The following is a 19,972-nucleotide window of genomic DNA, read 5'->3' as shown; positions in this document are numbered from 1 at the left end:
TTGGGGCTACTTAGGGTTCAATCACCCAGGCCCCCTTGCGCATCACGCCCTTGAGGGTGAAGTCCGCGTCCAGTACCACCAGGTCCGCGTCCTTGCCCGGCTCCAGCGAGCCGACTCGGTCGTCGACGCCGAGGAGGCGGGCGGGGTTGGCGGAGACGGACCGTACGACGTCCTCGACCGGGAGGCGGTCGATCGTCACCGCGCGCTTGAAGGCCGTGTCGAGCGTGAGTGTGGAGCCCGCGATGGAGCCGCCGTCGACGAGGCGCGCGACGCCGTCCCTGACCTCGACGGCGAGCGGTCCGAGGTCGTACATGCCGTCGCCGAAGCCCGCCGCGTCCATCGCGTCCGTGATGAAGGCGACCCGGTCCGCGCCCGCCCGGTGGTACGCCAGCTCCAGCGCGGCCGGGTGCAGGTGGGTGCCGTCGTTGATCAGCTCGACGGTGATCCGCTCGTCCTCCAGGAGCGCGGCGATCGGGCCGGGCGTGCGGTGGCCGAGGGCGGGCATCGCGTTGTAGAGGTGCGTGGCGACGGTCGCGCCCGCGTCGATGGCCTCGACCGTCTGCTCGTACGTCGCGTCCGTGTGGCCGATCGCGGCGATCACGCCGTGCTCGGCGAGCAGCCGCACCGAGTCGATGCCGCCGGGCAGCTCGGTCGCCAGCGTGACCATCCTCGCCGTGCCGTGCGCGGCGTCGATCAGCTTGCGGACCTCCGCCGGGTCGGGGTCGCGCAGCAGGTCCTCGCTGTGCGCGCCCTTGCGGCACGGCGAGATGAAGGGGCCCTCGAAGTGGATGCCGGCCAGGTCGCCCTGCTGGACCAGTTCGGAGAGCAGCGCGGCCTGCCGGGCGAGCACGTCCATCTCGCCGGTGACGGTGGAGGCGGCGATGGTGGTCGTGCCGTGCTCGCGGTGCGTCCGTACGCCCCGGAGCACGTCCTCGGCGGTGCCGGAGGTGAAGGAGGCGCCGCCGCCGCCGTGCACGTGCATGTCGACGAAGCCGGGCACGATCCAGTGGCCGGACAGGTCCACGGACGGGGCGTCCGCCGGGGCGGCGCCGGCGATGCGGCCGCCCTCGACGATGACCCGGCCGTTGTCCACGGTCCCGGTCGGCAGCACCACCCGGGCGCCGGAGAGAACCTTGCTTGCAGCGCGTCCGGCCATCAGGCGGGTACCTCCGTGGCTTCTTCTGTGGCGTGCGGGGGGTCCGCGGCGTTGGTGGCGAGAAGGTCCCAGGCGAGGAGCCCCGCGCCCAGGCATCCGGCGGTGTCCCCGAGGGCCGCCGGAACGATGAGGGGCAGCTTCTGGAACGTGACGCGCTCCGCGACGGCCGCCCGCAGGGGTGTGAACAAGGTTTCCCCGGCCTCGGCCAGTCCGCCACCGATGATCAGCGTGCGGGGGTCCAGGAGGGTGAGCGCGGTGACGAGCCCGTCGGCGAGCGCGCCGATGGCGTCCAGCCACACCGCGCGGGCCCGGGGGTCGCCCGACTCGACGGCCTTCGCGCAGGCGGCGGCGTCGGCGTCCGGGTCGCCGCAGGCGGCGGCCCAGGCGGCGGACACGGCGGAGGCGGAGGCCAGGCGCTCCAGGCAGCCGCGCTGGCCGCAGCCGCACGGGATGCCGCCGGGGCGTACGACGATGTGGCCGATCTCGCCGGCGTAGCCGTGGGCGCCGGACTCGATGACGCCGTTGATGCCGATGGCGCCGGCGATCCCGGTGCCGAGCGGTACGAACAGGAACCGGTCCGCGCCCCTGCCCGCCCCGATCCGGCCCTCGGCGAGGCCGCCGGTGCGTACGTCGTGGCCGAGGGCGACCGGCACGCCGTGCAGCCGCTCGCCGAGCAGGGCACGCAGGGGTACGTCGCGCCAGCCGAGGTTGGCGGCGTACACCGCGATGCCGTTCTCGGCGTCGACGATGCCGGGCACGGCCACACCGGCGGCCGAGGCGCTCTCGCCGTACCGCTCCTCGCCGTACGCCCGCAGCTCGGCGGCGAAGCCGGTGATCGTCTCGACGACGGCCTCGGGCCCCCGCTCCCTGCCGGTGGCCCGGCGGGCCTCGTGCAGCAGTGCGCCGTCCGCGCCGACCAGCGCGGCCTTCATCCCGGTGCCGCCCACATCGAGGGCGATGACGTGTTTCACGGGAACAGTCTCGCGCGTCGACCCTGGAAAGGTCTAGTCCACTCGCGGGTCCTGTCGCGTCCGTGTCGTCACCCCGCCGTCGCGCGGGCGTTGAACGGCGTTGCACAAGTGAGACCGCACTGGTGTAGACCGCTCACCGCGGCCTGGGGGAAAATCACAGCTCATACGTATGTAGGACAACGAATCGGGTGGGAAAGAGCTGTGCACCGGCGTTTCTTGGGTTTGACCGCGACAGTGGTAGCACTGGGCATGACAGTGGCCCTGGCGGGTTGCTCGAGCTCGGACGGCGGTGACGTCACACTCAAGTTCGTCGCGGCGGACTACGACCCCGAGGGCGGCGACAGCACCCAGCGGCACTGGGACGGTGTCGCCGAGGCTTTCGAGGCCGAGAACAAGGGCATCAAGGTCGACGTCACCATCCACGACTGGAAGGACGTCGACCGCGAGGTCGCCGAGATGGTCGAGGCCGGCCAGGCCCCCGACATCGCCCAGATCGGTGCGTACGCCGACTACGCGGCCGACGGCAAGCTGTACTCGGTCGACGAGATGCTCTCCATCCCCGTCCAGGCCAACATGCTCGCCCCGCTGGCCGAGGCGGGCGAGGTCGGCCGGGTCCAGTACGGCATACCGTTCGTCGCCAGCACCCGCCTGCTCTTCTACAACGAGAAGCTCTTCACCCAGGCCGGCCTCGAACCCCCCAAGACGTGGGACGGGATCGAGAACGCCGCCAAGGCGCTCAAGGAGCGCGGCGTGAAGTACCCGTTCGCGCTGCCCCTCGGCAACGAGGAGGCGCAGGCCGAGACCATGATGTGGATGCTCAGCAACGGCGGCGGCTACACCGACTCGGTCGGTACGTACACGATCGACTCCGAGCAGAACGTCGAGGCCTTCAGCTGGCTGAAGGACACCCTCGTGGGGGAGGGGCTGACCGGCCCCGTCGCCCCCGCGAAGCTCGACCGCAAGCCCGCCTTCACCGCGTTCGCCAACGGCGAGGTCGGCATGCTCAACGGCCACCCCTCGCTCCTCCAGCAGGCCGGGAAGAAGGGCGTGGAGGTCGGGATGGTGCCGCTGCCCGGACCCAAGGGCAAGGCGCGGTCGAGCATGGGCGTCGCCGACTGGATGATGGGCTTCAAGCAGAACGGCCACGCCGGTCAGATCGGCAAGTTCCTCGACTTCGCGTACAGCGACGAGAACGTGCTGAAGTTCGCCGACGAGTACGACCTGCTGCCCGTCACCGTCTCCGCCTCCGAGGCGATGAGCGCGGACCCCGCGCACAAGAACCTGTGGCCGTTCCTGGACGCGCTGCCCGAGTCGACCCTCTACCCGGTCGGCAAGACGTCATGGGCGAAGGTCAGCGAGAGCGTCAAGAAGCAGATCGGCACGGCCGTCGGCCCCGACGGCGACCCGACCGGGACGCTGACGGCGATCGGCCGCGAGGCGTCGGCGCTGGAGAACGCCGAGTAGGGCGTTCCGGCGCCGCTCTAGACTGCTGATATGTCTTACGCCCCGGACGAGCCCACCGACACCCCCGCCGGCGGGCTCGGCGAGCGGGATCGTGCCGTGCTCGCCGTGGAGCGGCGGTCGTGGCCGGGGCCCGGGGCCAAGGAGCGGGCGGTACGCGAACAGCTCGGCATCTCGCCCACCCGCTACTACCAGCTCCTCAACGCCCTGCTCGACGATCCCCGCGCCCTGGCCCACGACCCCGTCACGGTCAACCGCCTGCGCCGGGTCCGCGACGCCCGCCGCGAGCGCCGCTGAGCGGTGGCCGGCGGGCGCGCGGCCGGTGGTCGCGGGGCCCGGTGCCGAGCGGAGCCGCCGCAGGTAGGGTCAGGGGGCATGGGCAGCCAACCGCAACCGCAACCGCACCCCCTGCCGACCGCGTTCACGCCCGCGACCCCCGCCGGCCGTGAGGGCCTCGCCGCGCTGCTGGCCGCGCCGGACCGGGCACTGATCGCCCTCGACTTCGACGGCACGCTGGCCGACATCGTCCCCGACCCGGAGCAGTCCCGCGCCCATCCCGGCGCGGTGGAGGCGCTCGCCGCCCTCGCTCCCCGGGTGGCCTCCGTCGCCGTCATCACCGGCCGGCCGGCCGGTGTGGCGGTCCGCTACGGCGGCTTCGCCGGAGTCCCGGGGCTCGAACACCTCGTCGTACTCGGCCATTACGGCGCCGAGCGCTGGGACGCCGTCAGCGGGACGGTCCGCGCGCCCGCCGCGCACCCCGGCGTGCAGGCCGCACGCGCCGAACTCCCCGGATTCCTCGACGGCATCGGCGCGTGGCGCGGCTCGTGGATCGAGGAGAAGGGGCAGGCCGTCGCCGTGCACACGCGCCGCGCGGAGGACCCGGTGCGGGCGTTCGAGTCGCTTCGCCTGCCGCTCGGGGAACTGGCGGCCCGCCACGGCCTGATCGTGGAACCCGGCCGTCTGGTACTGGAGTTGCGCCCGCCCGGCGTCGACAAGGGTGTGGCGCTCGCGGAGTACGTACGGGAGGTGGGGGCGGGCTCGGTCCTGTACGCGGGGGACGACCTGGGGGACGTCGCCGCCTTCTCGGCGGTCGAGAAGCTGCGTACCGAGGGGATCCCGGGCCTGCTGGTGTGCAGCGGGAACGAGGTCCCGGCGCTGGCGGACCGCGCGGACCTGGTGGTGGACGGCCCGGCGGGAGTCGTCGCGCTCCTGTCGGCACTGGCGTCGCCCCCGGCCGGCGGCTGACGGCGGGGGCGCCGGACGGCTGGGAGGGGGTCGCTCACCGGATGAAGCGGCCCCCGCGCCTACGCCTGCCTCAGCGCCGCGAGCTGGTCCAGGAACCACGCCGTCGGAGGCAGCGCCGTGGACGCCGCGGCCAGGCGCTTCGTGCGCTGTGAGCGTTCGGCGGGGTCCATCGTCAGCGCCTCGTGCAGCGCCGCCGCCGTCGCCGTCACGTCGTACGGGTTCACGACGAGCGCGTCGGCGCCGAGCTCCTCGTACGCCCCCGCCTCCCGCGACAGCACCAGCGCGCACCCCGCGTCCGAGACGACCGGCACTTCCTTGGCCACCAGGTTCATGCCGTCCCGGATCGGGTTGACCAGCGCCACGTCGGCCATCCGGTACGCCGCGAGCGAGCGCCCGAAGTCGTCGTCGAGCTCCATCAGCACCGGCAGCCAGTCGTCCGTCCCGTACTCCGCGTTGATCTCGTCGGCGAGCCGCCGCACCGCGGCCGTGTACGCGCGGTACACCTCCAGGTCCTGCCGCGAGGGGTAGGCGAAGGCGATGTGCACGACCTGCCCGCGCCACTCGGGCCGGTCCGCCAGCAGCTGCCGGTACGCGAGCAGGCCGCGGACGATGTTCTTGGACAGTTCCGTACGGTCCACCCGCACCACGGTCCTGCGCCCGTCACCGACCCGCTCCCGCAGCCGGACCATCCACTCGTTCACGTCCTCCTGGTGCGCCCGCTCCCGCAGGAAGTCCGCGTCCGCGCCCAGGCCGTGCACCCCCACCGCCGTACCGTCCAGCGCGTCCGCGCCCAGCACGTCCACCGCGCACGCGGCGAACGCGTCCGCCCAGCGGCGGGTCAGGAACGCCACCCGGTCCGCGCCGAGCAGCCCCCGCAGGAGCTGTCGCGCGATGTCGTCCGGCAGCAGGCGGAAGTAGTCGACCGGCGCCCACGGCGTGTGCGTGAAGTGGCCGATCCGCAGGTCGGGGCGCAGCTCGCGCAGCATGCCCGGCACCAGGCACAGGTGGTAGTCCTGCACCAGCACCGCCGCGCCCGGCGCCGCCTCGGCGGCCAGCGCGTCGGCGAAGGCGCGGTTGTACGTCTCGTACGCCGCCCACTGCCGCCGGAACTCCGCGTCGAAGGCCGGCTCCAGCGGCGTCTGGTACAGCATGTGGTGGACGAACCACAGCACGGAGTTCGCGATGCCGTTGTACGCGTCGGCGTGCACCCCGGCGTCGATGTCGAGCATCCGTACGCCCGCGGTGCCCGTCCCGCGCCGCACCGCCTCCCGGTCGCCGTCGCCGAGCGCCGCGCACACCCACAGCGAGTCGGCGTCCGACCCGATCGCCGAGAGGCCCGAGACGAGCCCGCCGCCGCCGCGCTTGGCGGCCAGCGTGCCGTCCTCCTGGAGCGTGTACGAAACCGGGCCGCGATTGGAAGCGACGAGAACCTGTGCAGCGCGCTCGGAGACCATGTGGCGAACCTAGCCCGTCCGGGAAGCCCTCAAACGTGCGTACGGCTCACACCGGCCACAGCGGCGCTCACGCCACCCGCCGTGTCGCGTACTCGTCGATCTCGCACATCGGCGGCCGCTCCTCCGTGTCGACCGCGTGCGTCCGCGGTACGAAGCCGAGCCCGTCCGAGCTCCGCTCGAACTGCGTCAGCGCCGGCCGCACCAGGTTGCCGCGCGAAAGGCGCAGGTGGGCCGTCCGGTAGATGGTGGCGGCCATCCGCCCCAGGGCCTGCCCGTCCTGGTGGCGGTGTTTGCGTACGCCGACGTCGACCTGGGCCAGCGCGTCGAGGCCGACCGTGTGGAGGGAGTCGACGAGCAGCCCCAGTTCCACTCCGTAACCGACCGGGAAGGGCAGGCGTTCGAGCAGCGAGCGGCGTACGGCGTACTCGCCGCCCAGCGGCTGGACGAAGCCGGCCAGCTGTGGCCAGTGCAGGTTGAGGATCGGGCGCGCCACCAGTTCCGTCACCCGCCCGCCCTGACCTGTGGCCTCGCCCAGCGGCCGGTCGTACATCGCCTTCACGAAGTGCACGTCGGGCTCGGTCAGGAGCGGTCCGACGATGCCCGAGACGAAGGAGGCGGAGAAGTCCTTCAGGTCCGAGTCGATGAAGCACACGATGTCACCGTCCGTGACGAACAGTGACCGCCACAGCACCTCGCCCTTGCCGGGCAGGGCCGGTATCCGGGTCAGTACGGCGTCCCGGTGCACGACCCGCGCCCCCGCGGCCGTCGCGACCTGCGCCGTGCGGTCCTTCGAGCCGGAGTCGAGGACGACCAGCTCGTCCACCAGGGGCACGGCCTCCATCAGCTCGTGGCGTATCGCCGCGACGATGTCGCCGACCGTCTCCTCCTCGTCGAGGGCGGGCAGCACCACGCTGACGGTGAGGCCACGCCGCGCCTTGGCCGCGACCAGCCGGTCCAGCGGCCGGTCGGCCGTGGACCAGGACCGCAGGTCCAGCCAGCGTTCCACCTCTTCCAGCACGAGCTTTCTCCCTCGTCCGGCGAGCCGTGGCACGACCCGTCTGTGATCCATCTCGCGGTGCGGACGACTGTCTCAACCGTCCGGGGGTTCGGTTACAGTCTTGAACAACGCGGAGGACCCTCGCATCTCGGGGGGCCCGCGGGACAAACGCGCCGGGTCCAGATCCGGTGCCACAGCGCTCATCCAGAGGGACAGAGGGAACGGCCCGTTGAAGTCCCGGCAACCATTCCGCCGACCGCGAGGTAACGGTGGGGACGGTGCCAATTCCGTCTCACGGCGAAACGCGCCGTGGGGAAGATGAGGAGAAAGGGCCTCGCCACCATGGCTGTGCAGTCTGCTGAAGCCGATGCAAGCACCACTAATTCTCTGCCCGTAGACCTGGGTCCCGCCACCGCGCTGTCCTGTCGCGAGTGCGGAGAACGATTCGAACTCGGCCCGATCTTCGCGTGTTCTTCCTGTTTCGGCCCTCTTGAGGTGGCCTACGAGCTGCCCCTCGGCGACGCCGAGCGCCTGCGCAAGCAGATCGAGGCCGGACCGGACAACATCTGGCGCTACGCGCCGCTGCTGCCCGTGCCCGCCGACGTGGCCTCCAAGCCGAGCCTGAACCCGGGCTTCACCAAGCTCGTCAAGGCCGACAACCTGGCCCGCGAGCTGGGCGTCACCGGTGCTCTGTACGTCAAGGACGACTCCGGCAACCCGACGCACTCCTTCAAGGACCGTGTCGTCGCGATCGCCGTCGAGGCCGCCCGCGCGTTCGGCTTCACGACGCTCTCCTGCTCCTCCACCGGCAACCTGGCGGGCGCGGTCGGCGCCGCCGCCGCGCGCGCCGGTTTCCGCTCGTGCGTGTTCATCCCGCACGACCTGGAGCAGGGCAAGGTCGTCATGGCCTCCGTCTACGGTGGCGACCTGGTCGGCATCGAGGGCAACTACGACGACGTCAACCGCTTCTGCTCGGAGCTCATCGGCGACCCGCTGGGCGAGGGCTGGGGCTTCGTCAACGTCAACCTGCGCCCGTACTACGGCGAGGGCTCCAAGACCCTGGCGTACGAGATCTGCGAGCAGCTCGGCTGGGAGATCCCGGACCAGCTCGTCATCCCGATCGCCTCGGGCTCGCAGCTCACGAAGATCGACAAGGGTCTGAAGGAGCTCATCGCCCTGGGCCTCGTCGAGGACAAGCCGTACAAGATCTTCGGCGCCCAGGCCGAGGGCTGCTCGCCGGTGTCGGCGGCCTTCAAGGCCGGGCACGACGTCGTACGGCCGCAGAAGCCGAACACGATCGCCAAGTCGCTCGCGATCGGCAACCCGGCCGACGGCCCGTACGTCCTGGACATCGCCCGCCGCACCGGTGGCGCGGTCGAGGACGTCGACGACGTGCAGGTCGTGGAGTCGATCAAGCTGCTGGCCGAGACGGAGGGCATCTTCGCGGAGACCGCGGGCGGTGTGACCGTCGGCGTGACGAGGAAGCTCATCGAGGCCGGGCTGCTCGACCCCTCCCTGACCACCGTCGTGCTCAACACGGGCGACGGTCTGAAGACCCTTGAGGCGGTCGCCCCGACCACGGGCCAGTCCGCCGTCATCCGCCCCAACCTGGAGTCTTTCCGAGAGGCTGGCCTCGCATGAGCGTCAACGTCCGCATCCCGACGATTCTCCGTACGTACACGGAGGGCAAGGCCGAGGTCGCGGCCGAGGGCGCGACCCTCGCCGAGGTCATCGCCGATCTGGAGAAGAACCACGCGGGCATCGCGGCCCGTGTCCTGGACGACCAGGGCAAGCTGCGCCGCTTCGTCAACGTCTACGTGAACGACGACGACGTGCGCTTCGAGCAGGGCCTGGAGACCGCCACGCCGGACGGCGCCGGCGTCTCCATCATCCCGGCCGTCGCCGGAGGCTGACCGCGCGTCACGCCGATTGCCCCCTCCGCCATAGAAGCGGAGGGGGCAATTCTGCATGGTTGAGCGCGGTACAGTTGGGGAAGCCCCCTCCACTGCCTGTGCCGCGCGCATATGAGAATGCGGCGCCGCGCGACGAGAAGCAGTCAAAGTACCGGACCGAATTGCCCGCCCATGTGTGGCTTGTCCGGACCGACTTGCCCGGGAAAGCTGAGAGTTATTCGCTTTCGCGCCTTCCTCCACGCCCAGATTTCTCGTCGGATTGACCTGTTGCAGAGGGCAGTTGGGCAGATACATTCAGCGGCGGTCGACGCGTTCCGGCGCACGCCCTCTCCTGTCGGAGGGCGGAGGAGTCTGACCCAGGACCTGCGAAGTGCGGTTCTGTGCAAGGGCCAGTAATAGGGGAGTTAGGCATGGCTCAGGGCACCGTCAAGTGGTTCAACGCGGAGAAGGGGTACGGCTTCATCGCGGTCGACGGTGGTGCGGATGTTTTCGTCCACTACAGCGCGATCCAGATGGACGGGTACCGCACCCTTGAAGAAGGTCAGCGAGTCGAATTCGAGATCTCGCAGGGCCAGAAGGGTCCGCAGGCGGACATGGTCAAGCTCGCCGTCTGATCTCGGCGCGACCGGCCACCGACGCACTCACGCATGAAGGGTCTGTACCCCGCACCGGGTACAGGCCCTTCGTGCGTGCCCCGGGCGGGCAGCGGTCTTGTGTCCACATCCGAGGGGGACGCTTGCACTCGAAGGGGTCGAGTGCTAATCATTGGCGGTAGCACTGTTAGCACTCTCCCAGTGAGAGTGACAGAAGGACCGGGCCGGTGAGGCCCGCAGGCCGGGTGGGACAAGGAAAACCACCAGGCAGGCAGGCCGTCCGTCGCGGGCGCCACTCGGTCCGGAGAATCCACCCCAGTCCGGGAGGACCACTTCACATGGCCAAGATCATCGCGTTCGACGAGGAGGCACGGCGCGGTCTCGAGCGCGGGATGAACCAGCTCGCCGACGCCGTCAAGGTCACCCTCGGCCCGAAGGGCCGTAACGTCGTCCTCGAGAAGAAGTGGGGCGCCCCCACGATCACCAACGATGGTGTTTCCATCGCCAAGGAGATCGAGCTCGAGGACCCGTACGAGAAGATCGGCGCCGAGCTGGTCAAGGAAGTCGCGAAGAAGACCGACGACGTAGCCGGTGACGGCACGACGACCGCGACTGTCCTCGCCCAGGCTCTGGTCCGCGAGGGCCTGCGCAACGTCGCCGCCGGCGCCAACCCGATGGCCCTCAAGCGCGGCATCGAGAAGGCCGTCGAGGCCGTCTCCGCCGCTCTCCTCGAGCAGGCCAAGGACGTGGAGACCAAGGAGCAGATCGCTTCGACGGCCTCCATCTCCGCCGCCGACACCCAGATCGGCGAGCTCATCGCCGAGGCGATGGACAAGGTCGGCAAGGAAGGCGTCATCACCGTCGAGGAGTCGCAGACCTTCGGTCTGGAGCTTGAGCTCACCGAGGGCATGCGCTTCGACAAGGGCTACATCTCGGCGTACTTCGCCACCGACATGGAGCGCATGGAGTCGTCGCTCGACGACCCGTACATCCTGATCGTCAACTCCAAGATCTCCAACGTGAAGGACCTCCTTCCGCTGCTGGAGAAGGTCATGCAGTCGGGCAAGCCGCTGCTGATCATCGCGGAGGACGTCGAGGGCGAGGCGCTGTCCACGCTCGTCGTCAACAAGATCCGTGGCACCTTCAAGTCCGTCGCCGTCAAGGCTCCGGGCTTCGGTGACCGCCGCAAGGCCATGCTCGGCGACATCGCCATCCTCACCGGTGGCACCGTCATCTCCGAGGAGGTCGGCCTCAAGCTGGAGAACGCCGGTCTCGACCTGCTCGGCCGCGCCCGCAAGGTCGTCATCACCAAGGACGAGACCACGATCGTCGACGGCGCCGGTGAGAGCGACCAGGTCCAGGGTCGCGTCAACCAGATCCGTGCCGAGATCGAGAACTCCGACTCGGACTACGACCGCGAGAAGCTCCAGGAGCGTCTGGCGAAGCTGGCCGGCGGCGTGGCCGTCATCAAGGCCGGTGCCGCCACGGAGGTCGAGCTCAAGGAGCGCAAGCACCGCATCGAGGACGCCGTTCGCAACGCGAAGGCGGCCGTCGAAGAGGGCATCGTCGCCGGTGGTGGCGTGGCGCTGCTGCAGGCCACGGCCGTCTTCGAGAAGCTCGAGCTCCAGGGCGACGAGGCGACCGGCGCCAACGCCGTGAAGCTCGCGCTGGAGGCCCCGCTCAAGCAGATCGCCGTCAACGGTGGTCTCGAGGGTGGCGTCATCGTCGAGAAGGTGCGCAACCTGCCGCTCGGCCACGGTCTGAACGCCGCGACCGGCGAGTACGTCGACATGATCGCCGAAGGCATCATCGACCCGGCGAAGGTCACGCGCTCCGCTCTGCAGAACGCCGCGTCCATCGCCGCGCTGTTCCTCACCACCGAGGCCGTCATCGCCGACAAGCCGGAGAAGGCGTCCGCGCCTGCCGGTGGCGGCATGCCGGGCGGTGACATGGACTTCTGATCCGTCAACAGGATCAGCGGTTCCATCGCCGTACTGACGTACGGACCGAGGGCGGCACTCCCACTGCGGGGGTGCCGCCCTCGGGCGTTCGCGTTCGCCCACTTCGGTGCAATTGCTCAAGGTGCTCAAACCACCACACCGAGTGATTGCGCTTGATCGTTTCTGCGTGGTGCCATCAGGACCATGCCACATCCCATGAGGATCGCCCTCGCGGCCGCCGTCACGGCCGTCCTGGCGACCGTAGGCCCCTTGTCCGCCTCGGCAGCGCCGTCCGCCCCGGCGGAGCGTTCCGACATCGCCCCCCTGCACCTCTCGGATCAACCCGTACCCGGCCAGTACCTCGTGTCCGTGAAACCGGCGGCGGACGTCGCCAGTGCGGCGAGCCAGGTCGGCGTCACCCCGCTCTACAGCTTCAAGAAAGTGATGAACGGCTTCGTCGCCAAGCTCAGCGAGGCCCAGCTCGCCAAGGTCCGCGCGGACCCGAACGTCGCGGCGGTGGAGCAGGACGCCAAGGTCACGGTGTCCGGGCCGGCCGCGTCCTGGGGCCTGGATCGCATCGACCAGGAAGACCTGCCGCTCGACGGCCGGTTCAACGTCACCGCGACCGGTGCCGGAGGCGTCGCGTACATCCTCGACACCGGTGTCGACTACGCCCACAGCGAGTTCGTGGGGCGGGCCAGGTTCGGGTTCGACGCGTTCCCGGAGGAAGGGCTCTTCGGCAGGGACTGCCAGGGCCACGGCACCCACGTGGCGGGCACCGTCGGCGGCCGGACGTACGGCGTGGCACGCCAGGCCGAGCTCTACAGCGTCCGGGTCCTCAACTGCGAGGGCACGGGCAGCAACGCCACGATGGTGGCCGGGCTCGAATGGGCCGCCTCGCACGCCGCGCGCGACCCCGCGAAGCCGGCCGTGCTCAACGGATCCCTCGGCGGCCCCAAGTCGCCCATGGTGAACGCCGCCGCCAACACGCTCGCGGCCAGTGGCGTACTCCCCGTCATGGCGGCGGGCAACGACTCGAAGGACGCGTGCGACGTCTCCCCGGCGTCGGCGGAGCGCGTGGTCACGGTCGCCGCTTCGGACCAGTCGGACGTGGAGGCGCCCTTCTCCAACCACGGCTCCTGCGTCGAGCTGTACGCCCCGGGGACGGCCATCGTCTCGGCGCGGTTCGGCGGCGGCAGCGTCGCCCTGAACGGCACGTCCATGGCCGCTCCCCACGTGGCCGGCACCGCCCTGCTCTACAACACCACCAACCCCGCGGCCACGTCGGAGGAGCTCGCGGCCTGGCTCGACACCACGTCCACCAAGAACACGCTGTCGGGCGTCACCCCGGGCACGCCCAACAAGCTCCTGTTCACGGGCGGTCTCTGACCCCCCGGACGGCGCTCTGCCCCTTCACCCCGGTCCGGGGGTGGAGGGGCAGACGTTCTCGTGTGCGTGCCGCTACCGCTGGAGATCCGTGACGAATACGGCCCATGCGGCGGTCGGGAAGACCAGGACCGGGCCGGTGGGGTTCTTGGAGTCACGGACGGGGACGATGCCGGGGTGGTCGTCGGAGACTTCGAGGCAGTTGCCGCCCTCGCCGCCGCTGTGCGTGGACTTGCGCCAGGTGGCGACCTCCAGGCAGTTGCCGCCGCTGCCGTCGCTGTAGCTGGACTTGTGCCAGGTTGCCGCGCTCAGGTCGTACTCAGGGCTGCTCTTCATACGCGTAATCCTCCGCCACTGATTCGATCAAGGCCAGGGATTCCTTGGGTGACAGTGCCATGGCCCTGACCAGATCGTAGGACAGTTCGTAGCGTGCGACCGTGGCTGGATCGTCCTCCAATCGCCCAGCCCCCAGGACTTCCAGGTAGGCGAGCGCGGGTGCGTCCTCGAAGGCCATCAGTTTGAGGGCGCCGTTCATGGCTGCGTGAGCGCCCGCCCCGAACGGCAGCACCTGAACGATGACTCTGTGGCAGCGGACCATCGCCGCCACATGGTGCAGCGCCCCCGCCATCTCCACCCGCTCACCCACCGTCCGGCGCAGTACCGCCTCGTCCAGAACCACCCACAACAACGGCTTTGTTGGGTCGTCCAGCAGGTGCGCCCGCTCCAGCCTCGCCGCCACCAGCCCGTCGATCACCTCATCCGTCGCGGTCGGCTGGTACGCGCGGAAGATCGACCGCGCGTACGGTTCCGTCTGCAGCAGGCCCGGGATCAACAGCGGCGCGTACTCCTTGATGGCCGTCGCGATCGCTTCGGCCTCGGCCGCTTCCGCGAAGTGGTCCGGGTACTTCGACTTCGTCGACGCCTGGCAGTTCCGCGCGAAGAATCCGCCCGTCTCCAGGATCTCGTCTATCTTCACGGCGTACTCCGGCATCATCCGCCGCGTACCCGCCTCCAGCTGGCCGATGAACGAGCCGCTCACGAAGAGCGGCTGGCCGAGTTCCTCCTGGGTGAGACCCACCTTCTCGCGCGCGTGGCGCAGTTCCGCGCCCAGCAGCGCGCGGGGAGAGGACGAGGGATCGAGATCCTTTGGACCGGGCATGGCAACTCCCTGTCGTACATATGGGGTTGTTGGGCCGTCTTCGCCCCCAGATTAGTGCGCGATCGGACACTCTGTGTGAGGGAAGTGAACACTCAGCGTGTGGAGGTGCCTGGACATGGTGGTGCGATCGCCGGAGCGGCTGCGGGCTGCGGAAGAAGTGGTGGCCCAGTTGCGCAAGGGCCTCGGAGTGGTCGACGTGACGCTGCCGTCGCTGCGGGTGGACGTGGTGTCGCTGGCGAGCGAGGCCCCGTATCCGCTGGTTGACCTGGGGCGTTGCAACCTGGACACCGCGATGCGGCTGGCCGCCCTCCTCCAGGCGTTGAAGCCGTGAGCCGGGAGGAGCCGCCGGAGCCGGGGGCATACGCCGTGGACGTCCGGGACGGGCGCGTGGGCCGGGTCATGGGCCGGGTGGGCACTTACGTACAGCTACGACCGCCCGGCGGCGGCAAGGAGTGGGACTGTCCGCCGGACGACGTGCGGCCGGTCGCGCTCGGGGAGGTGCTGAGAGCGCGGGTGAGAGAGATCAACGCGGAGGGGCGACTGCCGTGAGACGCGACGCACAAGAGCGGCACCCCCTGGTCCGGGGTGCCGCCCTCGACGCGGTGCGGTGCGGTGCGCGATGCGGTGGACGGGTCAGCGCACGTCGACGTAGTCGGTGCCCGACGTGCTGTTGAAGTGCTTGCTGTCGCCGACGTGACGGAAGGTCCAGGTGCCGTCCTTGACGGCCTTGGTCTTCAGGGTGATCTTGCCGTTCGACGCCGGCCTGCCCCACGTGACGTACGACCACTTCGTGGAGCCCTTGGCCTGGAAGTACAGGTCGACGGCCTTCCCCCGGTACGCCTTCCACCCGCTCCCGGACTTCTCCTGGAGCACGCCCGTCACCGTGACCGTCTTGCCCTTCGTCACCGGCTCCGGACCGGCGTTGACCGAGGTGACCCGGGTCGCGGTGCGGGTGAGGTGGTGGGCCGGGCCGAAGCTCTCGGCGTACGCGTCGGTGACCGGGTGGTGCACGCGGTAGTAGCCGCCGTCGCTGCCCTTGGCCGACAGGGAGAACTCCCCGCTGTAGTACGCCGTCTTCGCCGAGGCGACCTTCGTCCAGCCGGTCCGGCCGTCCTTGGAGTGCTGCAGTTGTACGGGCTCCTCGGCGAAGCGGGCCTCGCGGTCGTAGACGGCCGCGACCGATCCGGTGACGGTCACCTTGTGGTCGGCCGCGAGGGTGGAACGGACACCGCGCAGCGCGGACTCGACCGGTACGGCGAGCGCCCCGGTCGCCTCCCCGCTGACGTAGAACTCGGCGGGCTGTGCGCTCCAGCCGCTGAGGCTGAGGCCGGTGGCGCCGGTGAGCGTGGCGGTGAAGCGGCCGTCGGCGTCGGTCCTGACCGTCTTGGGGGCGGTGGGGCCGCTGCCGCCGCCGTACCGGAAGCCGACGGAGATGTCGGTGCCCTCGACCGGGGTGTTCGCGGCGCCGTGCGTCACGCGGCCGGTGACGGTGGCCGCGTCTCCGGGCAGCAGGCGCGCCCGGTCGGCCCTGGCGGTCACCTTCACGGTGTACGGCGTGATGCTCAGACCCGCGTGGACCGCCGCGGAGCCGTGGGCCGTGGCGGTGTTCGCGGTGTGCGCGGCCCTGAGGTTCGCCCAGCCCCGGATTTCGATCTCGGGGCTGGTGACCGCGCCCGAGGCGTCCGTCACGGCGGTCACCGAGGCGGCGGGCTCCGGCTTGTCCCCGGTGTACGTACGGAAGAAGGTGACCGTGGCGTTGTCGAGGGGCACCAGATCGCCGCTGCCGGGCTGCTCGCCCATGAGGGTCGTCCGCAGCCGCAGCCGGGGGTTCTCGCGGTTCGGGTTGTTCTCCTGCTTCAGCTCGCCGAACCTCGGGGTGAGAGTGAAGTCGAGTACGCCCGCGTCCTGCCGGGTGGTGGTGTTGCCCTTGCTGTCCTTCGCGGTCACGTCGATCGCGTACCGGCCGAGGGCGGGAATGGCGCCCCGGTCCTCGGTCAGCTTGAGCATCGCGCTCTCGGGGACCCGGAAGCGGCCCTTGTCCCAGGACTGTTCGGTCAGGGCGGGGACCTCGGTGACGACGTCGGCGCCGCTGCGGATGCGCGCGGAGACGGAGACGATGTCGGCCCCGGTGGCGTCGGTCCAGGCGCTGACCGAGAACAGGCCGCGCCGGTCGCTGTCGGTGACGGCGCGGCCGATGCCGACCGGTGCGGCGTCGGCGGCGTGGGCGGTGCCCGGGCCGAGGGTGACCGTGCCCAGGGCGAGCAGCGCGGTGGTGGTGAGCAGCGTGAGGCCGCGGGTGGCTGTGCGCTCAGCGGACATTGACGTACACCTTCTTGGACTCGGTGTAGAAGTGCTTGGCGTCGGGTTCGAGGACGACGACCCAGTCGCCGTCCGCGTAACCGGCGCCCTTGAGGCTGTACTTGCCGCCGCTGGTGGTCTTGCCCTTGGAGACCCAGTACCACTGGTTCTCGCTCTTGGGCTTGAAGACCAGGGTGACCTTGGCTCCGCCGTATCCCCGCCACTTGCCGTCGGTGTACCGCTGGAGCGTGCCGGAGGCGGTGAAGGAGGCGTTCTTGGCCGGGCGGGTGTTGCTGATCTTGAACGACGCGAACTTGGTGGCGGTACGGCAGACCCGCACGGGCGTGGAGGTGCCGCCGACGAAGCGGTCGGTCTCGGCGTGCGCGACGCGGTAGTGCGCGTTGACGAAGCCGCCGGTCTCCAGCGTGAAGGAGCAGCCGCTGCCGTTGCCGTCGTACTGGGTCGTGCCCTTCTTGAGTTCGGCCCAGCCGTCGCGGCCGTTCGCGGAGGACTGGAGGACGACCTTCTCGTTCTCGCAGTACGCCGCGGCGAACTTGCCGGTGGCCTTGAGGGCGCCGTACGCGTCGATGGAGATCTTGACGCCGGTGAACTTGAACTTCTGGGGCACGGCGACCGAGCCGAGGGCCGACGGGGCCTCCTGGAGGAAGGCGCTCGGCTTCAGGAAGGTGTGCACCTCGGTCGTGCGGGTCGCCTTCGCTCCGTAGCCGAAGGTGCCGTCGGCGGCGGTCTTCGCGCTGCCCATGAGGCCGGGGACGGTGGGCGTGTAGTGGTCCGGGGCCTGGGAGGCGGACACCACGGTCTCGCCCGCGAAGGGCTTCCAGCCGTCGGCGGTCAGCCGCTCGGCGCGCCCGGTGACCCGGACGGAGTCGCCGGACTGGACGCGCTTGCTGCCGAGCTTGGCGGTGATGCGGTACTTGGTCCGCTCGATCGGGAGCGCGTCGATGTCGAGGGCGTTGTCCGGGTCGGTGTCGGCGGCCGGCTGCACGACGGTCGCTTCGACGCCGGTCATGGGTGCGACCGGGGTGGCGGTCAGCGAGAACGCGCCGGCGGCGTCGGTCATGACGATCGACGTGACCGTCTTGTAGACGCCGTTGCCGTTCAGCGCGTACTGGATCGCCACCCTGGTGCCGGCGCGGGCCGGGGTGCGCTCACCGGTGCGCGGGTCGTAGGTGGTGGCCGTGCCGCTGAGCACGGCGGTGCGGTGGTCGTAGTCGAGCGACGCGCGGTCGAAGGCGGCCTTCTCGACTCCGGTGCGGAGCTTGTAGCTGTACGTACCGTCCGGGGCCTGCCAGCGCTGGACCTTGCCGCCGGGCAGTCGGTAGGTGACGGCCACCGGGTAGTCGCCGAGGGCGGTTCCCTCGGGCAGGGCGGGCGCGTCGGTGGTGGCCCAGCCGTAGGTGGAGCCGGTCGATTCCCAGGTGAGGTCGTCGGTCGAGGCGAGCACCTCGGCGCCGGGCTGCTCCGACGCCAGGATGTCGACCTTGACCCACAACGCCTGGGCGGCCAGGGCGACGTTGAGCCGTCCGTCGTCGAAGGTGGTGACGCCGGCGACGTCCGCAGCGGGTGCGGCATGGGCGGCTGGAGCCGTCACCAGGGCGGGAACGGTCAGGCCCGCCGCGAGGGTGAAGACCGCTGCCGCGCGTACGGCGGCATGCGAAAGAGGGCGCACTGGGCGCATGTACGGGACCCCCCACAGGTCACATGGCGGCGTCGGAAGCCGGAAGAAGTGGCGACGGCCGCGAAGACGATCGAGTGATCGTGTCAGCGCAGAATAACGGGCCACTCCCCAAAAGGGGAGCGACCCGTGTGAATTGTGGTGAGGAAGTGATCAGAGCGATGCGGGTGTCTTCTCCGGGGCGCCCGGAGCGGGCGGGGTGGGGCCGCCGGAGGCGGCGATCAGGCCGGTGCCGGTGTCGTCGTCCGCGTTCAGGTCGGTCAGCATCTGCCTGCTGAAGCCGAAGAAGTACGTGGCGAGGAACCCGGCGGCGTAACCGACGGCCAGCCCGGCGGCGTACACCGCGACCATCACGCCCATGCCCTGGTTGCCGGCCAGGAGGGGGAACAGGGCCCAGCCGGACGGGCCGATGGCGGTGGAGCCGACCGAGTCCCCGAGCTGGTTGAACAGGCCGACGAAGCCGCCGCCGAACGCGCCGCCGACGCACGCGGTGACGAACGGGCGCCCGAGGGGCAGCGAGACGCCGTAGATGAGGGGCTCGCCCACGCCGAGGAAACCGGCGGGGAGCGCGGACTTGATGGTGCGTCGGACCGAACCGTTGCGGGGGAGGCGGACGTACACGGCGGCGGCCGCGCCGACCTGGCCCGCGCCGGCCATGGCGAGGATCGGCAGGAGGACCGTGAAGCCCTGCTGCTCGATGAGGGTGGTGTGGATCGGGATGAGGGCCTGGTGCAGGCCGAGCATGACCAGGGGCAGGAACAGGCCGCCGAGCACGAAGCCGGCCGCCGCGCCGCCGGTCGCCAGCAACCAGTCCGCGAAGTCGCCGATGGCGGTGGAGATCTCACCGGCCACGAACATCAGGCCGAAGACGGTGACGAGGCCGGAGACCAGGACGGTGAGGGTCGGCGTGACGAGGACGTCGAGGGCCTCCGGGACCCACCGGCGGCACCACTTCTCGACGTACACCGCGAGGACCGCCGCGCCGAGCGCGCCGAGGACGCCGCCCTGGCCGGGCGAGAGCGACTGGCCGAACGCGTCGATCTTGGTGACGCCCGGGAAGACGATGATGGCGGCGACCGCGCCGCCCAGGATCGGCGTACCGCCGAACTCCTTCGCGGTGTTGAGGCCGACGAAGACGGCGATCAGGGCCATGAAGCCGGTGGCGATGGCGGCGAGGGCGGGGGTGACGGCGGGGAGCCATCCGAGGTTGACCATCAGGCCGTTGAAACCGGCGATGATGCCGCAGCCGATGAGGGCGGGGATCAGCGGGACGAAGATGTTCGCGATCCTGCGCAGGAAGAGCTTGAAGGGGGTGGCGTTCCTGGCCTTCCGCTCGGCCCTGATCGCCGCCCCCTGCGCGGCGAGCCCGTCGGCGGTGAGTCCGTCGGCGGTGAGGGGGGCGGGTGGCGCGGCCGGGGCCGCCGCGCGTTCCTCCGCGACCAGGGCCTCGAACTCCGGGGTGACCCGGGCGACCGTGCCGGGGCCGAGGACGATCTGGTACGTGGTGTCCTCGACCACGCCCAGGACGGCGGGGAGGGCCGCCAGCCGCTCGTCCTGGACCAGGGAGCGGTCGCGCAGGCCGAGACGCAGGCGGGTCATGCAGTGGGCGATGGAGGTGACGTTCCCCGCGCCTCCGACGAGCGGAAGGATCGCGGCGGCGGTGGCGCGGTTCTTGTTCTCTGTCATGGTGCGTGGTGCCTTGC

The 19,972-nt window shown here is 70.6% G+C and carries 19 protein-coding genes and 1 riboswitch; of the genes, 10 read left to right on the top strand and 9 right to left on the bottom strand.

Annotated elements, in window-relative coordinates:
- Positions 1 to 10: 10 nt before the first annotated feature.
- Positions 11 to 1,156, bottom strand: a complete 1,146-nt coding sequence (gene nagA, locus IE185_RS21405; protein ID WP_138896242.1) for an N-acetylglucosamine-6-phosphate deacetylase — start codon at positions 1,154 to 1,156, stop codon at positions 11 to 13.
- The gene (locus IE185_RS21400; RefSeq protein ID WP_138896243.1) at positions 1,156 to 2,127 is read right to left on the bottom strand and encodes an ROK family protein; all 972 of its coding nucleotides are present in this window, start codon (positions 2,125 to 2,127) and stop codon (positions 1,156 to 1,158) included. Before IE185_RS21400 ends, nagA begins: the two co-directional genes overlap by 1 nt.
- Positions 2,128 to 2,376: 249 nt before the next feature.
- On the opposite strand from IE185_RS21400, the gene IE185_RS21395 reads away from it, so the two are divergent.
- The 3 genes from IE185_RS21395 (at position 2,377) to otsB (ending at position 4,833) form a co-directional block, all read left to right on the top strand.
- Positions 2,377 to 3,591 (top strand): ABC transporter substrate-binding protein, encoded by a 1,215-nt coding sequence (locus IE185_RS21395; protein ID WP_138896244.1) that lies wholly within the window; start codon positions 2,377 to 2,379, stop codon positions 3,589 to 3,591.
- 30 nt (positions 3,592 to 3,621) lie between these two features.
- The gene (locus tag IE185_RS21390; protein ID WP_138907166.1) at positions 3,622 to 3,885 is read left to right on the top strand and encodes a DUF3263 domain-containing protein; all 264 of its coding nucleotides are present in this window, start codon (positions 3,622 to 3,624) and stop codon (positions 3,883 to 3,885) included.
- Between the two features lie 78 nt (positions 3,886 to 3,963).
- Positions 3,964 to 4,833 (top strand): trehalose-phosphatase, encoded by an 870-nt coding sequence (gene otsB / locus IE185_RS21385; RefSeq protein ID WP_189715758.1) that lies wholly within the window; start codon positions 3,964 to 3,966, stop codon positions 4,831 to 4,833.
- A 59-nt stretch (positions 4,834 to 4,892) separates the two neighbouring features.
- On the opposite strand, the gene IE185_RS21380 is transcribed toward otsB, so the two are convergent.
- Together IE185_RS21380 and IE185_RS21375 are read right to left on the bottom strand one after the other, a co-directional pair.
- The gene (locus tag IE185_RS21380) at positions 4,893 to 6,287 is read right to left on the bottom strand and encodes an alpha,alpha-trehalose-phosphate synthase (UDP-forming) (protein ID WP_138895609.1); all 1,395 of its coding nucleotides are present in this window, start codon (positions 6,285 to 6,287) and stop codon (positions 4,893 to 4,895) included.
- Positions 6,288 to 6,354: 67 nt separating this feature from the next.
- Positions 6,355 to 7,305, bottom strand: coding sequence for a glucosyl-3-phosphoglycerate synthase (locus tag IE185_RS21375; protein ID WP_138895610.1), 951 nt, complete (start codon positions 7,303 to 7,305; stop codon positions 6,355 to 6,357).
- A gap of 176 nt (positions 7,306 to 7,481) precedes the next feature.
- Positions 7,482 to 7,609: riboswitch (SAM riboswitch) on the top strand.
- A 17-nt stretch (positions 7,610 to 7,626) separates the two neighbouring features.
- Between IE185_RS21375 and thrC the strand changes: the two genes are divergently transcribed.
- The 5 genes from thrC (at position 7,627) to IE185_RS21350 (ending at position 13,119) form a co-directional block, all read left to right on the top strand.
- Positions 7,627 to 8,925 carry a threonine synthase gene (gene thrC, locus IE185_RS21370; protein WP_138895611.1) on the top strand — a complete coding sequence of 433 codons (1,299 nt, stop codon included), beginning with the start codon at positions 7,627 to 7,629 and terminating at the stop codon, positions 8,923 to 8,925.
- Positions 8,922 to 9,197: a MoaD/ThiS family protein gene (locus tag IE185_RS21365; RefSeq protein ID WP_138895612.1), complete on the top strand. Its 276-nt coding sequence runs from the start codon at positions 8,922 to 8,924 to the stop codon at positions 9,195 to 9,197. The genes thrC and IE185_RS21365 overlap by 4 nt, the downstream gene beginning before the upstream one ends.
- 410 nt (positions 9,198 to 9,607) lie before the next feature.
- Positions 9,608 to 9,811, top strand: coding sequence for a cold-shock protein (locus IE185_RS21360; RefSeq protein WP_005315736.1), 204 nt, complete (start codon positions 9,608 to 9,610; stop codon positions 9,809 to 9,811).
- A 317-nt stretch (positions 9,812 to 10,128) separates the two neighbouring features.
- On the top strand, positions 10,129 to 11,751 hold the full coding sequence (gene groL, locus IE185_RS21355; protein ID WP_138895613.1) for a chaperonin GroEL: 1,623 nt from the start codon (positions 10,129 to 10,131) through the stop codon (positions 11,749 to 11,751).
- A gap of 195 nt (positions 11,752 to 11,946) precedes the next feature.
- Positions 11,947 to 13,119, top strand: a complete 1,173-nt coding sequence (locus IE185_RS21350; protein ID WP_138895614.1) for a S8 family peptidase — start codon at positions 11,947 to 11,949, stop codon at positions 13,117 to 13,119.
- 72 nt (positions 13,120 to 13,191) lie between these two features.
- Here the strand turns inward: IE185_RS21350 and IE185_RS21345 are convergent, their stop codons facing one another.
- Together IE185_RS21345 and IE185_RS21340 are read right to left on the bottom strand one after the other, a co-directional pair.
- A complete protein-coding gene (locus IE185_RS21345) occupies positions 13,192 to 13,452 on the bottom strand; it encodes a DUF397 domain-containing protein (protein WP_138895615.1) in 261 nt (86 codons plus the stop codon).
- Entirely contained in the window at positions 13,436 to 14,275 is an 840-nt protein-coding gene (locus tag IE185_RS21340) for a helix-turn-helix domain-containing protein (protein WP_138895616.1), read from the bottom strand. Before IE185_RS21340 ends, IE185_RS21345 begins: the two co-directional genes overlap by 17 nt.
- A gap of 115 nt (positions 14,276 to 14,390) precedes the next feature.
- Here IE185_RS21340 and IE185_RS21335 point away from each other — a divergent pair, with 115 nt between their 5' ends.
- Positions 14,391 to 14,606 (top strand): hypothetical protein, encoded by a 216-nt coding sequence (locus IE185_RS21335; protein WP_138895617.1) that lies wholly within the window; start codon positions 14,391 to 14,393, stop codon positions 14,604 to 14,606.
- Positions 14,603 to 14,824, top strand: coding sequence for a hypothetical protein (locus tag IE185_RS21330; RefSeq protein ID WP_138895618.1), 222 nt, complete (start codon positions 14,603 to 14,605; stop codon positions 14,822 to 14,824). The genes IE185_RS21335 and IE185_RS21330 overlap by 4 nt, the downstream gene beginning before the upstream one ends.
- Before the next feature lie 84 nt (positions 14,825 to 14,908).
- On the opposite strand, the gene IE185_RS21325 is transcribed toward IE185_RS21330, so the two are convergent.
- The 3 genes from IE185_RS21325 to IE185_RS21315 all read right to left on the bottom strand — a co-directional run bounded on the left by IE185_RS21325 (position 14,909) and on the right by IE185_RS21315 (position 19,955).
- Positions 14,909 to 16,594, bottom strand: coding sequence for an Ig-like domain-containing protein (locus IE185_RS21325; RefSeq protein ID WP_138895619.1), 1,686 nt, complete (start codon positions 16,592 to 16,594; stop codon positions 14,909 to 14,911).
- Complete coding sequence (locus IE185_RS21320) at positions 16,584 to 18,263, bottom strand: hypothetical protein (protein WP_138895620.1); 1,680 nt, start codon at positions 18,261 to 18,263, stop codon at positions 16,584 to 16,586. The genes IE185_RS21325 and IE185_RS21320 overlap by 11 nt, the downstream gene beginning before the upstream one ends.
- A 159-nt stretch (positions 18,264 to 18,422) precedes the next feature.
- Positions 18,423 to 19,955, bottom strand: coding sequence for a PTS transporter subunit EIIC (locus IE185_RS21315; RefSeq protein WP_189715751.1), 1,533 nt, complete (start codon positions 19,953 to 19,955; stop codon positions 18,423 to 18,425).
- Between the last annotated feature and the right edge of the window lie 17 nt (positions 19,956 to 19,972).

Source organism: Streptomyces chryseus, assembly GCF_014650755.1.
Classification (GTDB): domain Bacteria; phylum Actinomycetota; class Actinomycetes; order Streptomycetales; family Streptomycetaceae; genus Streptomyces; species Streptomyces chryseus.
Note: the sequence above shows the minus strand (reverse complement) of the source record. Positions and strands in the feature narration are given on the sequence as shown.

Bases quoted from the DNA above. Each gene is read 5' to 3' on its own strand.
- IE185_RS21365 (WP_138895612.1), top strand. From the start codon at position 8,922: ATGAGCGTCAACGTCCGCATCCCGACGATTCTCCGTACGTACACGGAG.
- IE185_RS21315 (WP_189715751.1), bottom strand. From the start codon at position 19,955: ATGACAGAGAACAAGAACCGCGCCACCGCCGCCGCGATCCTTCCGCTC.
- nagA (WP_138896242.1), bottom strand. From the start codon at position 1,156: ATGGCCGGACGCGCTGCAAGCAAGGTTCTCTCCGGCGCCCGGGTGGTG.
- IE185_RS21345 (WP_138895615.1), bottom strand. From the start codon at position 13,452: ATGAAGAGCAGCCCTGAGTACGACCTGAGCGCGGCAACCTGGCACAAG.
- IE185_RS21350 (WP_138895614.1), top strand. From the start codon at position 11,947: ATGAGGATCGCCCTCGCGGCCGCCGTCACGGCCGTCCTGGCGACCGTA.
- IE185_RS21390 (WP_138907166.1), top strand. From the start codon at position 3,622: ATGTCTTACGCCCCGGACGAGCCCACCGACACCCCCGCCGGCGGGCTC.
- IE185_RS21395 (WP_138896244.1), top strand. From the start codon at position 2,377: ATGACAGTGGCCCTGGCGGGTTGCTCGAGCTCGGACGGCGGTGACGTC.
- IE185_RS21335 (WP_138895617.1), top strand. From the start codon at position 14,391: ATGGTGGTGCGATCGCCGGAGCGGCTGCGGGCTGCGGAAGAAGTGGTG.
- otsB (WP_189715758.1), top strand. From the start codon at position 3,964: ATGGGCAGCCAACCGCAACCGCAACCGCACCCCCTGCCGACCGCGTTC.
- IE185_RS21325 (WP_138895619.1), bottom strand. From the start codon at position 16,594: ATGTCCGCTGAGCGCACAGCCACCCGCGGCCTCACGCTGCTCACCACC.
- IE185_RS21360 (WP_005315736.1), top strand. From the start codon at position 9,608: ATGGCTCAGGGCACCGTCAAGTGGTTCAACGCGGAGAAGGGGTACGGC.
- groL (WP_138895613.1), top strand. From the start codon at position 10,129: ATGGCCAAGATCATCGCGTTCGACGAGGAGGCACGGCGCGGTCTCGAG.
- IE185_RS21340 (WP_138895616.1), bottom strand. From the start codon at position 14,275: ATGCCCGGTCCAAAGGATCTCGATCCCTCGTCCTCTCCCCGCGCGCTG.
- thrC (WP_138895611.1), top strand. From the start codon at position 7,627: ATGGCTGTGCAGTCTGCTGAAGCCGATGCAAGCACCACTAATTCTCTG.
- IE185_RS21380 (WP_138895609.1), bottom strand. From the start codon at position 6,287: ATGGTCTCCGAGCGCGCTGCACAGGTTCTCGTCGCTTCCAATCGCGGC.